Here is a 14,907-nt window from a genome sequence, read left to right on the forward strand (position 1 = left end):
CACGCACCCCTAACGTGGCCTCGATGCTTCGCTATGCCCTCAAACGACTGATATCGCTGGTGATCAGCCTCGCCGTCGCCTCGGTCGTTATATTTGCCGTGATTGAGGTGGCGCCCGGTGATCCGGCGTCATTCATGTTGGGCGTCAATGCGCAAGAGGATACGCTTGCCGCTCTGCGGGCCGAGTTGGGTTTGGATGTATCCAAGGTGCAGCGGTATTTCAATTGGGTTGGCGGGATGATGGTGGGGGATTTCGGAACCTCTTACACCTATCGCACGCCAGTATCGCAGATGATCGCGGATCGGCTGTGGGTTTCGCTGCCACTGGCGCTGTATGCGCTGACCCTGTCCACCGCGATTGCGTTTCCGGTTGGCATCTATGCTGCAGCGCGCCGGGGCAAACCGGGCGATCTGACGGTGATGGGGGCAACGCAACTTGGCATTGCGGTACCGAATTTCTGGTTCGCCATGATGCTGGTTCTGGTCTTCGCCATCAACCTGCGCTGGTTCAATGCCGGAGGGTTCGCAGGCTGGGCTATGGGGTTCTGGACCGGAATGCATTCCCTGACACTGCCGGCCATCGCGCTGGCCCTGCCGCAGGCGGCCATTCTGGCGCGGGTCATGCGATCGTCTTTGTTGGACATATTGGGCGAAGACTTCATGCGCACCGCACGTGCCAAGGGGTTGTCGCGGCGACAGGCCCTGTGGCGGCACGGGGTGCGCAACGCGCTGATCCCGGTTCTGACCATCATCGGGTTGCAGTTTTCCTTCCTGCTGGCGGGATCTATTATTATCGAACAGGTCTTTTATCTGCCCGGTCTTGGGCGATTGGTGTTTCAGGCAATCTCGGCCCGCGATCTGATTGTAGTGGAATCCGTGGTAATGCTGCTGGTCTTTGCGGTCATTACCGTGAACTTTCTGGTCGATCTGGCCTATGCAGCCGTTGATCCAAGGTTAAGGAGCCGGACATGAGCCGGAGCCTGATCCTTGGGGCTTGTCTGTCCTCGCTGGTGCTGCTGGCGGCGGCGGTTTCATTTGTCTGGACGCCCTATGACTACGCCGCACTGAACATCCCCGACAAACTGCAGCCACCAAATGCTCAAAATTGGTTTGGCACGGATCATTTCGGACGTGACATGTTTTCGATGATCATGGTCGGTGCCCGTACCTCGATAGCCGTGGCTTTGGTGGCGGTGGGGATTGGTATGGCGCTGGGCGTGCCTTTGGGCCTGACAGCAGCTGCGCGCAAAGGGTCGGCGCTGGACGAGCTGATCATGCGCGGCAACGATCTGGTCTTTGCTTTCCCGTCTCTGGTCATCGCCATCCTGATCACTGCTGTGTTCGGTGCTGGCGCGATAAATGCGATCATCGCCATCGGCATTTTCAATATCCCGGTTTTTGCACGCATCACTCGCGGCGCGGCGCTTTCACTGTGGGAGCGGGAGTTCATCCTGGCCGCGCGCGTTTCGGGTAAAGGTGCGGCACGGATATCGGCTGAGCATATCCTGCCCAACGTCGCCAACCTCCTGATCGTTCAGGGCACCATCCAGTTCTCTCTGGGCATTCTGGCTGAGGCTGGCCTGTCCTATGTCGGTCTGGGCGCGCAACCGCCCACGCCAAGTTGGGGCCGGATGCTGGCCGATGCGCAGACAATGGTCAGTTTTGCCCCGCATTTGGCTCTGATTCCCGGATTGGCGATCATTGTTACGGTGCTTGGGTTGAACCTATTGGGTGATGGGTTGCGCGATTGGCTGGACCCCCGGATTAGGGTGGCGCGCGCATGAGTTTGCTTGAGATCGAAAACCTGTCGCTGTCCATTCACGGCACGGGCATCCTGAAACAGGTCAATCTGTCCATTGCGCCCGGTCAGATCGTGGCCGTGACCGGGGAGAGCGGGTCGGGCAAATCGATGACCGCGCTTGCGGTGATGCAGCTTTTGCCGGAAGGGGCCAAGACAGCAGGCTCCATCCGGCTGAACGGCTCAGATCTGCTGGACTGCAACGAAAACGATATGTGTGCCTTGCGCGGTGCCGCGATCGGTATGGTGTTCCAAGAACCTATGATCGCACTGAACCCAGTTAAAACCATCGGCGATCAGGTGATGGAGACCATCCTGATACACAAGGCCATGCCGCCCAGACAGGCGCGAGACCGGGCGGAGGAAGTTCTGACCCGTGTGGGCCTGCCGCCGGATCGTTTCCCATTGTCCCGCTTTCCGCACGAACTATCCGGGGGTCAGCGTCAGCGCGTCGTGATTGCGATGGCGATTGCGCTGCGTCCTAAACTGTTGATCGCGGATGAACCAACTACAGCTTTGGACGTGACGACGCAGGCGCAAATCCTCGAGCTTCTGAAGGGGTTGGTGACCGAATACGACATGGGGCTGTTGATGATCACCCATGATCTTGCGGTAGTCGCGGATATGGCCGACCAAATCGTTGTCATGCGCCATGGCGAAGTCGTCGAATCCGGGACCACTGACCACCTGCTACACCACATGCAACATCCATATACCCGTATGCTGTTCAAGGCTTCGGGGCATCAGGTATCCCTGCCCGAACTCGCGCAATCCCGCCCTTTGCTTGAAGTGACAAATGTCATTCGCGACTATCGTCTGCCCCGCAAGGGGCTGTTTGATACACCAGGGCACCACAGGGCCGTGGACCAAGTCAGCTTTACGCTCAATAGCGGAGAACGTCTGGGTCTAGTCGGCGAGTCTGGCTGTGGAAAATCGACCCTAACAAAGGCAATTCTTGGCCTAGAGGATGTTCAAGGTGGTGACATTCGTCTGGACGGCCAGCCCGTCTTTTCGGGCCACAAACCCAACCTCGCCGTGCGGCGCAAGATGCAGGTGGTCTTTCAGGACCCCTATGGCAGTTTCGATCCACGTCACCGCGTGGCCCGGCTGATCACTGAACCGTTCCATCTGCTCGATGCTCCTGTAATGGGGTCCGAGAGGCAGGACCGGATCGCTGAAATGCTGACAGCGGTGGGTCTCAGCCCGGATGACGCTGGTAAGTATATCCATGAATTCTCGGGCGGTCAGAGACAGCGCATCGCCATCGCCCGTGCCTTAATCATCCGGCCCGAACTGATCTTGTTTGACGAGGCTGTCTCGGCCCTTGATGTGTCGGTCCGGGCCCAGATCCTCGACCTTTTGGCCGAACTATGTGAGGCCTATGATCTGACTTATCTGTTCATCAGCCATGATCTGAGTGTCGTGCGCACCATTACCGATCGCGTTATGGTGATGCGAGCCGGAAAGATCGTCGAAGAAGGCGATACCGAAAGTGTCTTCTCTGACCCACAACACCAATACACAAAAGACCTGATTAATGCCGCGCCAGTGCTGCCAGACATTGGTCGGGATGTGGCGTGAACCACATATTAGAGCCGAATATAGGAGTATCTCATGTCCAGCCCCCTTTGGTTTGATCCAAGCCTGTGTCTGATCGGCGGCAATTGGGTGCCGCCAGCCTCAGAACAAACATTGCCTTTGATCAATCCTTCTGACGGTTCAGAGATCTGCCAGATCGCAAGGGGTGGCGCGCATGATGTTGATGCTGCGGTCAGGGCGGCTCAGACTGCGATTGACGGGGATTGGGGACGAAAGACTGCGCTGGAGCGAGGCCGTACCCTTACGCGTATGGGAAGGATGGTTTTGGAGCGTGTCGAGGACCTGGCCACGCTAGAGGCCATGGATGTCGGCAAGCCCCTGACGCAGGCACGCGCGGATGCGGTTGCGTTGGCACGGTATTGCGAATTCTATGGTGGGGCCGCGGACAAGGTCATGGGCGAGACCATCCCGTATCTGGATGGCTACACCGTCTATACTTTACGGGAACCGCACGGCGTGACGGGGCATATTGTGCCGTGGAACTATCCGATGCAGATCATTGGGCGGTCGGTTGGGGCTGCACTGGCGATGGGCAATGCCTGCGTTCTGAAACCTGCGGAAGAAGCTTGCCTGACCGCGCTGGCTTTTGCGCATCTGGCGCAAGAGGCCGGTTTACCCGCCGGTGCCCTGAACGTCGTACCCGGGTTGGGGGCTGAGGCGGGGGCGGCTTTGTCGGGCCATGCGGGCGTGCACCATGTCTCGTTCACCGGGTCAGTCGCTACTGGGGCGCTGGTGCAGCAGGCAGCGGGGCAAAACGTGGTTCCTGTGACGCTGGAGCTTGGGGGGAAGTCACCTCAACTGGTGTTTGACGATGCCGATCTGGATGCCGCTCTGCCGTTTCTGGTCAATGCGGGGGTTCAGAATGCCGGGCAAACCTGCTCTGCCTCGTCACGCATTTTGGTACAGCGCGGGGTTTATGATCAGGTCAAGCAACGTATGGCAGCGGCTTATGCAGATTTGACCGTTGGACCTGCGCAGGATGATCTGCGCGTTGGCCCGCTAATATCGGGCCGTCAAAAAGAGATCGTGTCGGGCTTTCTGGCCAAGGGCGCAGACCTGACTGTCGCAGGGCAAGGTCGGATAGTAGACGGTGCCCCGTCTGAGGGGGCCTATGTTGTACCGACGCTGTTTGCGGACGTTCCGCCCGATCACGGTCTGGCCAAGGATGAGATTTTCGGCCCGGTCCAGGTACTGATCCCATTCGACACGGAGGAAGACGCGATAAAGATCGCCAACAGCACCGAATACGGGTTGGTCGCCAGCATCTGGACCCGCGACGGGGCACGACAGATGCGGCTGGCAAAGCAACTTCGCTCAGGTCAGGTGTTCATCAACAACTACGGTGCAGGTGGCGGCGTAGAGCTACCCTTTGGTGGTGTCGGAAAATCCGGACACGGCCGCGAGAAAGGGTTTGAGGCCCTCTATGGGTTTTCACAATTGAAAACGGTCGCGGCTTACCATGGTTAGAGCCTAAACGATTACCTCGATTGCCTCTTGCGCCCCGACGCCGAACACTCGTTTGTAGCGTTCGATCTGATCTTTCGGACCCATCGCCTTTTCCGGGTTGTCCGACAGTTTCACGGTCGGCTGGCCGTTGGCGGACACAGCCTTGCAAACCAGTGAGAACGGCGCCAACGCGTCGTTTGGAACGAGTCCGCGGAAGTCGTTGGTCAGCAAAGTGCCCCACCCGAACGAGACTTTAGTTCTGTGGGCGAATTGAGTGTGCAGTTCCCGAATTTTGTCGACATCCAGACCATCCGAGAAAATCACACGCTTTTCCAGGGGGTCTTCTCCTCGAGACTGCCACCACTTGATAGCGGTTTCCGCGCCTGTTGCGGGATCACCGCTGTCGATGCGAATGCCGGTCCATCCGGCCAGCCAATCGGGTGCGCGATCCAGAAAGCCCTGCGTGCCATAGGTGTCCGGCAGAATGATGCGCAGATTGCCGTCATGTTCTTCGTGCCAGTCGCTCAGCACGTCATAAGGCGCTTGCGCCAGTTCGGCATCGTCTTTGGCAAGGGCACTGTAGACCATCGGCAGTTCATGCGCGTTGGTGCCGATGGCCTCAACTTCGCGCCGCATGGCGATCAGACAGTTAGATGTACCAGTAAAGGACGGTCCCAGACCCTCGATCATGGCCTGCACGCACCAATCCTGCCAAAGAAAGCTGTGTCGACGCCGGGTTCCGAAGTCAGCGATCCCAAGCCCGTCAATATCCCGCAGTTGCTCGATCTTCTTCCAAACGCGGGTCATGGCCTGGGCATATAGCACTTGCAGCTCGAACCGCCGCATGTTGTTCAGCACCGCGCGCGAGCGCAGTTCCATCAGAACCGCAAGCGCTGGGATTTCCCACAGCATGACCTCGTGCCATTTGCCCTCAAAGGTCAGCTCGTACTGATCGCCCTTCCGTTCCAGGTGATAGGGCGGCAGGCGCATGTTTTCGAACCATTCCATGAAATCCGAACGGAACATCTGGCGTTTGCCGTAGAATGTATTGCCTCGTAGCCACGTGCTTTCGCCCCGGCTGAGGCTAAGCGACCGGATATGATCCAATTGCTCGCGCAACTCGCCTTCATCAATAAGTTTGGCCAATGGGATGTGATTCGACCGGTTGATCAGCGAAAAAGCCACATCCGTTTGGGGCTTATTTCGAAACACTGACTGGCACATCAGCAGTTTGTAGAAGTCCGTGTCGATCAAAGACCGCACAATCGGGTCAATCTTCCATTTATGATTGTACACGCGTGTCGCAATATCGACCATGGGGAACTCCTGCGATTTCCGTTGTTAGATCAATCGGTGCGTGGAATGGCAAGAGTCGCTAGAATGATGACAATGACAAGGTCAGGTCACATTGCGAGCATATTGTGTGATCTTTTCACAGTTTAGTGAAAAGAGAGGGATGGTTGAACGAGGTTAGTTTGGTGAATGGTTCTCGAGTACGATTTTGACATTGTTGTTAACGAAGAATTGGAAGATGACGCCGGTTCTGAGCGATTGGACATGTCCGTCGCGCGTGCCCGATTCCGTAAAGTGAAAACGGCTGACGCGCTCAGGGCGGCGTCACCTAAGATTCGCAAGATTTTCCAAAATGCTGGGTTCGATCTGGATGCAACCGACAGTGGCATGTCGCACGGGTATTTCGCCGGTGGAGATGTGGCCGAACGCGAACGGATTTTGCGCGCGTTGTTCACTAATATTCGGACAGCTGGGATCAGGGGCGAATATTGCGGCGAGTTCGATTTTCATCAATTCCTGTATGATGTAAAGACCGCGAAGCCGCGCGTCGGTCAACGCCGACAAGTTGCCGATTGGACGCCGAATCCACGCTATAAATCACCCGCGACACCGGAGCGGCGCTCGATCCACGGACGGATTGGCTTTGCTCTGGGTCTGGCGGTGATTTTGTTTGCCGTTCTCAGATATCTCGCTGCTGCCGGGGCAACACCTTAGGCGAGCGTCACACCAGCCGCTCGCATGGCCGTTTCTGCGGCCGCCAGCGACCCATCGAGGTCAATCGCCCGACATGCGTCCATTCGGACCGTGACGTCAAAACCCAGCCGGGCCGCGTCAACGGCTGAAAAATGAACACAGAAATCTGTGGCCAGCCCAACCAGGGTCAGTTTGGTGATGCCACGTGATTTCAAGTAACCTTCCAAGCCGGTCGGAGTCTTTTGGTCGTTCTCGAAAAATGCGGAATAGCTATCGATGCTGCGCCGAAAGCCTTTGCGAATGACAAGGTCAGCATGGGTATTCAGATCCGGATGGAATTCCGCACCGTCGGTGCCCTGCACACAGTGATCCGGCCACAAGACCTGCGGCCCATAATGCATTTCGGTCATGTCCAAGAGGGCTTTGCCGTCGTGCTCGCTGGCAAAGGACGAATGTCCCGCCGGGTGCCAATCCTGCGTCAGGATCACGGCGTCGAACTCTGCCATTATAGCGTTGATGGGGTCCACGATCTCGTGACCTCCGGGCACCGCCAGCGCACCACCGGGGCAGAAATCGTTCTGAACGTCGATTACAATTAGGGCATGGGCCATCGGGAATCTCCTCGCATTGTCCTATCGGTAGGGGGCAGGGCGGGGGGCGTCAATCCGGTCTCTTGCGACTCTTGTCCAGCAGGTTTAGACCGCGCGCATGTATACGATCGCTGCTCTCTATCACTTCACCCGTTTTTCGGATCACGTGTCCCTGCGCGACCCGCTGCTGGACCTATGCCGCGCGCAATCAGTCAAGGGCACCTTGTTGCTGGCTGCCGAGGGGATCAACGGAACCATCGCCGGCCCGCGTAGTGGGATCGATGTGGTGCTGGCCCACATCAAGGCTCTGCCCGGTTGTGCGGATCTTGAGTGGAAAGAGGCCACATCCGATCATCCGCCCTTTGGCAAAATGAAGGTGCGTCTGAAAAAAGAGATCGTGACCATGGGCCAGCCGGACGTCGATCCGCGTGCCCGTGTCGGCAATTATGTCGAGCCCGAGGACTGGAACGATCTGATCCGGTCTGACGATGTGGTCGTGATCGACACACGCAATGACTACGAGGTGGCGATTGGTACGTTTGAGGGCGCAGTAGACCCTGAAACAGCCAGTTTCCGTGATTTCCCGGCCTGGTGGGAAGAAAACAAAGACCGCTTTCACAACAAGCGGGTCGCCATGTTCTGCACCGGCGGTATCCGTTGTGAGAAATCCACCAATTACCTGCTGGGGCAGGGGGTCGAGGATGTGTACCACCTGAAAGGCGGCATCCTGCGGTATCTCGAAGAGATGCCCGCCGATGACAGCACCTGGCAGGGCGAGTGCTTTGTGTTCGACAATCGCGTGTCGGTTGGACATGGGTTGGTCGAAGGACCGCACAACCTGTGCCACGGCTGCCGCCGCCCGATTCTGCCCGAGGATATGAAGCGCGCGGAATACGAGCACGGCGTGTCCTGCCATCGGTGCATCAATGAGACTTCGGATGCGGACAAGACGCGTTTCAGGGAACGTCAGAAACAGATCCTGTTGTCGCGTCAGCGCGGGCAAGAGCACCTGGGCGCTGAATGACAGGTGAATGATTAAGGTTGCGGGTACAGGCCGGAACCCTGATGATCGCGGAGATACCTAGGCCATCGGAAGTTTTATGCACCGCGAACCTACAACACTGGAAGAGTGGAAATCGACGCTTATCGCAGCGGTTGGACTGGTTATTGCCAGTTTTTTCGCGTGGTATGGTCTGTCGCGCCTGAGTGAGGCGGCCGCAGGCGAAACCATTGGTACTATTGTGTCGGTCTGCCTGGTGGTTTGGGTCGCATCGCAATCCTGGTACTACATGACACAGGTGAAACTGCCGCATCGACGCTTGTTTCTGATGGGTGTGTCCTTCATTCAGGTCGTGCCGTTCTTGTTCGCGGCGGCGTATGGCGCTTTCGGCTACGCCGACAATTGCGTGGTCGGTGCAGATGCTCCAGCCGATTTCCTGTATTTTTCATACGTCACCTTCACCACTGTGGGATATGGCGACATGATCCCAACAGGTTTATGTCGCGGGCTGGCCGTCGCTGAGGCTGTTACCGGCTACATCCTCTTGGGTATGTTTGTTGCTGCTACGGTTGCGCTCTATACCCGCCACCATAAACATTAGACGGCCACTATTTGTTCTGATCAATCCAGCGGGACATCATCTGTCTGTCGCGGAAACACTCGGACGGGATAGGCCTGCGCTTGCTACGGGAAATGCGTTCAGCAAAGGCAACCTGCTTGCCGGATGGATAGTCCGCAAAGCGCGAAGGGTCGATTGGTTTGTGCGCCGAAATCCAGGCAGACATCGACTTGCGATCCCGTTGTGCCTCGACCGGGATTTCCAAGGCCGACTGCTGGGCAATTGCACGAGCGTATCGCATTTGCCGGTCTGTGACGGGCAACAGGTGATAGTCGTTCGATGGGCCATCCATGGCCGGGTTGCGGGAGTGGTAAGACATCGGATTGTTCCTCTGACTATGTAGAACATAAATGGAACATTAAGCTTATTATTCAAGAGGGAGCCGATTCACATCAGCGGGAGTCCGCCGTGAATTGCTTTTATTGACTGGTCAATCAATAAAATATAAACGCGAAAGAAAGGACTTCTGAGAAGGAAATCGGCATGAAGTTTCAGCCCAAAGCGAGCCATTTCATCAACGGCGCATATGTTGAAGATACCAACGGCGCCCCTATCGACGTGATCTACCCGGCCACCGGTGAAATCATCGCCCGGCTGCACTCTGCCACGCCGGAAATTATGAATCAGGCTCTAACAAGCGCTAAAAACGCTCAGGCAGAGTGGGCGGCAATGTCCGGGACCGAGCGTGGGCGCATCCTGAGACGGGCATCTGACATCATGCGTGACCGCAATCGCGCGCTTTCGATCCTCGAAACCCACGACACCGGTAAACCCTTGCAGGAAACCTTGGTGGCCGACGCCACATCAGGTGCGGACGCGCTGGAGTACTTTGGGGGGCTGGCTGCGTCACTGACGGGTGAGCATATCCCGCTGGGCGGCGGAGACTTTGTCTACACCGTCCGCGAGGCGCTGGGCGTTTGCGTCGGTATCGGCGCATGGAACTACCCGACACAGATCGCTTGCTGGAAAGGGGCCCCGGCACTGGCCTGTGGCAACACGATGGTCTTCAAGCCGTCCGAGACCACGCCCCTGTCGGCGCTGCAGGTGGCCGAGATCTTGATCGAGGCGGGCGCGCCTAAGGGCGTCTATAACGTGGTTCAGGGCTATGGCGATGTTGGCGCATCGCTTGTGACGGATCCGCGCGTGGCCAAGGTTTCGCTAACCGGGTCCGTGCCGACCGGTCGCAAGGTCTATGCCGCGGCCGCCGACGGCATGAAGCACGTGACGATGGAACTGGGCGGCAAGTCCCCGATGATTGTGTTCGATGACGCGGATATTGAAAACGCCGTGTCCGGTGCGATCCTGGGCAACTTCTATTCCTCGGGTCAGGTCTGTTCGAACGGCACCCGTGTCTTTGTGCAGAAAGGCGTCAAAGAGGCATTCCTCAAGCGCCTCTCTGAACGTTTGGCGACTGCAAAAATCGGTGATCCGCTGGATGAGGACGTCAACTTTGGCCCGATGGTCAGTGAAAATCAGATGAACATCGCGCTGAGCTATGTTGAAAAGGGCAAAGCCGAAGGTGCACGTCTGGTATTTGGTGGTGAGCGGATCGACGGTGACGGCTTCTACATGCAGCCCACTGTGTTTGCGGATGTGGCGGACGATATGGCCATCGCGCGCGAGGAAATCTTCGGCCCGGTGATGTCCGTGCTGGATTTTGATACCGAAGAAGAGGTGTTGGCCCGCGCCAACGACACCGAGTTTGGTCTGGCCGCCGGTGTCTTCACCAACAACCTGACGCGCGCGCACCGCATCGTGGCCGGGTTCGAGGCGGGCACCTGCTATATCAACACCTATAATCTGGCTCCGGTCGAGGCCCCGTTCGGTGGATCCAAAATGTCGGGTGTCGGGCGCGAAAACTCGAAACTGGCGATCAATCACTTCAGCGAGATGAAGACAGTCTATGTTTCGATGAACGACGTCGAAGCGCCTTACTAATCAAAACCGGCCAATCAAGATCTGTTCCCGACATTTCGCGTCGGGAACAGAGCATAAGCCACATACGACATGTGGCTGACTTCCTCCAAAGGGAGCCGTTTTCGGTTCCGTCGGTGGGAGATCAAGTTCATGAAAACGCATGCACAGGCCGTAGTCATCGGCGGAGGATTGGCTGGCTGTTCGATCCTGTACCATTTGGCCAAGCTTGGTTGGCGGGACGTTGTCCTGCTTGAACGGGATGAACTGACCAGCGGATCAACCTGGCACGCAGCGGCCAATATCCACGGGCTGCACGACAATAACAATATCACCCGCATCCAGCATTACACGATGAACTTGTATAAAGAGCTGGAGCAGGAAACCGGCCAGAGCTGCGGAGTGTTCCAGCCCGGTTCCCTCTATCTGGCGCAGACAGAAGAGCGCGAGCACCAGTTGCGTTTGCAAGAGGCCAAGGCTCGATTCTATGGGCTGAATTTCCACGAGGTAAGCCGGGAGCAGGCGAAGGAACTGCACCCTCTGGCACAATTCGACGATATCCGCTGCATCATGTACGAACCTGACGGCGGAAACGTCGATCCCTCAGGCGTACCGCATGCTTATGCTGCGGGCGCGCGCGCGATGGGCGCGACGATTGAGCGGTTTTGCCCAGTATTAGGCACCGAACAACAGCCCGATGGGTCCTGGATCGTGCGCACGGAAAAGGGTGACATCCATACTCAGTGGGTGGTGAATGCCGCAGGGCTTTGGGGGCGTGAAGTGGCGGCGCTGGCTGGACTGACGCTGCCGTTGCAGCCAACCGAACACCAGTATTTCGTAACCGAATCCATCGACGAAGTCGCCAATCTGGGCCGCCGCCTGCCCTCGATTGCGGATCGGGATGGCGAGTACTATTTCCGGCAGGAAGGCAACGGGCTGCTGATAGGTGCCTATGAGAAGGACATGAAGTTCTGGGCCGAAGACGGTACGCCGCTGGACTTCGCCCATGATCTGTTCCCCGACGATCTGGACCGGATTATGGACAACGTGATCCGCGCAACCGAGCGTGTGCCCGCCGCGGCGACGGCTGGCGTGAAACGGGTGATCAACGGGCCTATGATCTGGTCCCCGGACAGTTCCGCCCTTTGGGGCCCGGTGCCGGAATTGAAGAACTATTTCCTCTGTGGGGGCCTGATCCCTGGCTTCTCGCAATCGGGCGGGCTGGGGTTGCTGGCGGCGCAGTGGATGATCGAGGGTGAGCCTCAATACGACATGTTCGCATGGGACCTAGCCCGATTTGGCGACTGGGCGGACAAGAAATTCACCAAGGCGCGGGTTGAGGACCAGTATACTCACCGTTTCGCCATCCATTTCCCAAACGAGGAACGCAGCGCTGGCCGCCCGGCCCGCGTGCGCCCGGCGTATGAGATGCAAAAAGACATGGGCTGCGTCTTTGGTCTGAACTGCGGCTGGGAGCATCCGCTGTGGTTTGCCGATCAGCCCGACACGGAAGAAACGATCGGCTTTACCCGCCAGAACTGGTGGGACCCGGTGGGCCGCGAGGTGAAAATGCTGCGCGAGAGCGTCGGCGTGATCGACATTTCGAACTTCGCCAACTACGTCATCAAGGGGCCGGGTGCCAATGAGTGGCTGGACAAGCTGGTTGCCAACCGGGTGCCGACCGTGGTCGGGCGGTCCTGCCTCACGCCGCTGATCTCGGTGCGCGGGGGTGTGGCCGGCGACTTTACCATCACCAAGGTGGCCGAGGACGAATACATGATGATCGGCTCGGGTATGGCCGAGCGCTATCATCAGCGGTTCTTCAACATGATCGACCTGCCCGAAGGCACCACGTTCGAGGTGGCGACGGACCGGATTGCGGGCTTCAACGTCGCAGGGCCCAAATCGCGTGACCTGCTGCAGCGGCTGACCAATGCGGATTTGACGAACGAGGAGTTCCGCTTCATGCGCTCGGCTACGATCGAGGTGGCCGGCGTCACCTGCCTTGCCATCCGCGTCAGCTTTACCGGCGATCTGGGGTGGGAGTTGCACTGCGCGGAAGAAGATCAGATCATGCTCTATTCGGCGCTTATTAAGACTGCGAACGAGTGCGACGGTGGTCCAGTGGGCGGCCGCGCGTTGGGATCACTGCGGATCGAGAAGGGCTATGGCTCCTGGGGCCGCGAGTATTCTCAGGAATACTGGCCGCAGGAGGTCGGGCTGGCAGGTCTGATCAAGCTGGACAAGGACTTCCTGCACAAAGACGCCTATGTCCAGATCAAGGACAACGCCGCGCGCGAGGTTCTGTCGATTTTTGAGGTCGAGGCGACGGATGCCGACGCGTCCGGTGGCGAACCTATCTTTACACCAGATGGCGCACCGGTCGGACGTGTGACGTCAGGGGCCTATGGCTATTCAGTCGGCAAGTCCCTGGCCATCGGCTATGCGAATCCGGCGGTCGTACAGCCGGGGGAAATGGTGGAAATCTTCATCCTCGGTAAACCGCATAAAGCCAGAGTTTTGGTCGAACCGCCCTTTGATCCATCGGGGCACAAGCTGCGCGATGTCCAACCCAAGGTGATGGAGGCAGCCAAATGACCGGCACGCTTGATCGGGTCACGGATTTTGCCCTGAACCTTTCAGCGCACGAGATGCCTGACGGCGCGAAAGAGGCCGCCGCCCTGATGATGCTCGACACAATGGGCATACTGATCGCCTCTGGCCCGATGGAGGCCGGCGTGATCGCGCGCGATACTGCCGCGCTACTCTACGCAAGCACTGATGCGGCATTCAGCGTTCCGATGATGTTTGATGGCCGCCCCATCAGCATGGCGGGCGCTGCCTACGCAGCAGCCACACAAACCGACAATTTGGACGGGCATGACGGCTACAACCCGACTAAGGGGCATATCGGTGTCGTCGTCCTGCCTGCGTTGGTTTCACTTGGTGCGCATTGCCCTGACTTGTCCGGTCCCGAAGCCCTGGCTGCCGTCGTCACAGGATATGAAATTGCGGGGCGTGCGGGGCTGTCGCTGCACGCATCGGTCAGCGATTATCACACGTCCGGCGCGTGGAACGCACTGGGTGTGGTGGCCATGGCCGCGCGCATGCGCAAGCATACGCCCGACCAGTTTCGACAAGCATTGGGAATCGCGGAATACCACGGCCCCCGAAGCCAGATGATGCGCGAGATTGCGAATCCGACGATGCTGCATGATGGATCGGGTTGGGGCGCGATGGTTGGCATATCATCTGCGATTCTGGCCGAACGTGGTTTCACGGGCGCCCCGGCCATCACAATCGAAGATGCTGATGTTGCGTCGTTTTGGGATGATTTAGGTCAGTTCTGGCAGGTCGAACACCAATACGTAAAACCTTATCCGATATGTCGCTGGGCTCATGCGGCAATTGATTGCGTTCGGGCTGTGATGATGGAGAATGACCTAGCCCACGACCAGATCCGATCCATCCATATCAACAGTTTTCAAGAAGCGGCCTGCCTGTATGGCGGGATGCCTGATACCACGTCTCAGGCCCAATATTCTCTGCCTTTTGCTGTGGCGGTTCAGGCGATCCATGGCCGGATAGGGGTCGAACATATCTCGGGTGCGGGTCTGTCTGATCCGGCGGCGGCAGAGTTGGTGTCGCGTATTCACGTTCTGGAAGATGCACGCCACAGTGCACGCTTCCCGCAAGGGCGGTGGGCCGATGTCACCTTGAAATCGACCGATGGGCGTGTGTTCGAATCCGGCGACACTCACGCGCGCGGCGGGCCGGAGGCCCCGCTCAGCAGAGGAGATGTGATCGCCAAGTACACCGAGTTTGCCGCGCCAATTGTCGGTTCAGACCGCGCCGACGCGATCCGCGCGGCCATATTGGGTTGGGTCGAGCCTACATCCAGATTGTCGGACCTGATGCCGTTGGTCTTTGATCCGTAAAAGCGGCCGATGCGGGCT

General features: G+C 58.1%; 13 protein-coding genes. 10 read left to right on the forward strand and 3 right to left on the reverse strand.

Features of this window, described 5'->3' with window-relative positions; all coding sequences use genetic code 11:
- The first annotated feature begins 23 nt into the window (after positions 1–23).
- The 4 genes from AC2FIB_RS12330 to AC2FIB_RS12345 are packed head-to-tail and all read left to right on the forward strand — an operon-like array spanning position 24 to position 4,863.
- Complete coding sequence (locus AC2FIB_RS12330; RefSeq protein WP_058275238.1) at positions 24–971, forward strand: ABC transporter permease; 948 nt, start codon at positions 24–26, stop codon at positions 969–971.
- Positions 968–1,783, forward strand: coding sequence for an ABC transporter permease (locus AC2FIB_RS12335; protein WP_496735070.1), 816 nt, complete (start codon positions 968–970; stop codon positions 1,781–1,783). The genes AC2FIB_RS12330 and AC2FIB_RS12335 overlap by 4 nt, the downstream gene beginning before the upstream one ends.
- Positions 1,780–3,378 (forward strand): ABC transporter ATP-binding protein, encoded by a 1,599-nt coding sequence (locus AC2FIB_RS12340; protein WP_496842188.1) that lies wholly within the window; start codon positions 1,780–1,782, stop codon positions 3,376–3,378. Before AC2FIB_RS12335 ends, AC2FIB_RS12340 begins: the two co-directional genes overlap by 4 nt.
- 33 nt (positions 3,379–3,411) lie before the next feature.
- Positions 3,412–4,863 (forward strand): aldehyde dehydrogenase family protein, encoded by a 1,452-nt coding sequence (locus AC2FIB_RS12345; RefSeq protein WP_496735068.1) that lies wholly within the window; start codon positions 3,412–3,414, stop codon positions 4,861–4,863.
- 3 nt (positions 4,864–4,866) lie between these two features.
- Here AC2FIB_RS12345 and pncB read toward each other — a convergent pair whose 3' ends face one another.
- Positions 4,867–6,159, reverse strand: coding sequence for a nicotinate phosphoribosyltransferase (gene pncB, locus AC2FIB_RS12350; protein ID WP_496735066.1), 1,293 nt, complete (start codon positions 6,157–6,159; stop codon positions 4,867–4,869).
- Positions 6,160–6,324: 165 nt separating this feature from the next.
- Here pncB and AC2FIB_RS12355 point away from each other — a divergent pair, with 165 nt between their 5' ends.
- Positions 6,325–6,849 carry a hypothetical protein gene (locus tag AC2FIB_RS12355; RefSeq protein ID WP_496735064.1) on the forward strand — a complete coding sequence of 175 codons (525 nt, stop codon included), beginning with the start codon at positions 6,325–6,327 and terminating at the stop codon, positions 6,847–6,849.
- Here the strand turns inward: AC2FIB_RS12355 and pncA are convergent.
- A complete protein-coding gene (pncA, locus tag AC2FIB_RS12360) occupies positions 6,846–7,439 on the reverse strand; it encodes a bifunctional nicotinamidase/pyrazinamidase (RefSeq protein WP_496735063.1) in 594 nt (197 codons plus the stop codon). The two genes, AC2FIB_RS12355 and pncA, sit on opposite strands and share 4 nt — an antisense overlap.
- 97 nt (positions 7,440–7,536) lie before the next feature.
- On the opposite strand from pncA, the gene trhO reads away from it, so the two are divergent.
- A complete protein-coding gene (gene trhO, locus AC2FIB_RS12365) occupies positions 7,537–8,442 on the forward strand; it encodes an oxygen-dependent tRNA uridine(34) hydroxylase TrhO (RefSeq protein ID WP_496735061.1) in 906 nt (301 codons plus the stop codon).
- A gap of 76 nt (positions 8,443–8,518) precedes the next feature.
- Positions 8,519–9,019, forward strand: a complete 501-nt coding sequence (locus AC2FIB_RS12370) for a potassium channel family protein (RefSeq protein ID WP_058275022.1) — start codon at positions 8,519–8,521, stop codon at positions 9,017–9,019.
- Between the two features lie 7 nt (positions 9,020–9,026).
- Here the strand turns inward: AC2FIB_RS12370 and AC2FIB_RS12375 are convergent, their stop codons facing one another.
- Complete coding sequence (locus tag AC2FIB_RS12375) at positions 9,027–9,356, reverse strand: hypothetical protein (protein WP_496735060.1); 330 nt, start codon at positions 9,354–9,356, stop codon at positions 9,027–9,029.
- Between the two features lie 164 nt (positions 9,357–9,520).
- Here AC2FIB_RS12375 and betB point away from each other — a divergent pair, with 164 nt between their 5' ends.
- From betB to AC2FIB_RS12390, 3 genes are all read left to right on the forward strand, one after another.
- Positions 9,521–10,975: a betaine-aldehyde dehydrogenase gene (betB, locus tag AC2FIB_RS12380; RefSeq protein WP_496842189.1), complete on the forward strand. Its 1,455-nt coding sequence runs from the start codon at positions 9,521–9,523 to the stop codon at positions 10,973–10,975.
- 129 nt (positions 10,976–11,104) lie between these two features.
- Positions 11,105–13,549, forward strand: coding sequence for a GcvT family protein (locus AC2FIB_RS12385; protein ID WP_496735057.1), 2,445 nt, complete (start codon positions 11,105–11,107; stop codon positions 13,547–13,549).
- Positions 13,546–14,889 (forward strand): MmgE/PrpD family protein, encoded by a 1,344-nt coding sequence (locus AC2FIB_RS12390; protein ID WP_496735055.1) that lies wholly within the window; start codon positions 13,546–13,548, stop codon positions 14,887–14,889. The genes AC2FIB_RS12385 and AC2FIB_RS12390 overlap by 4 nt, the downstream gene beginning before the upstream one ends.
- Positions 14,890–14,907 lie beyond the last annotated feature (18 nt).

This window comes from Ruegeria sp. YTSA072, assembly GCF_059610285.1.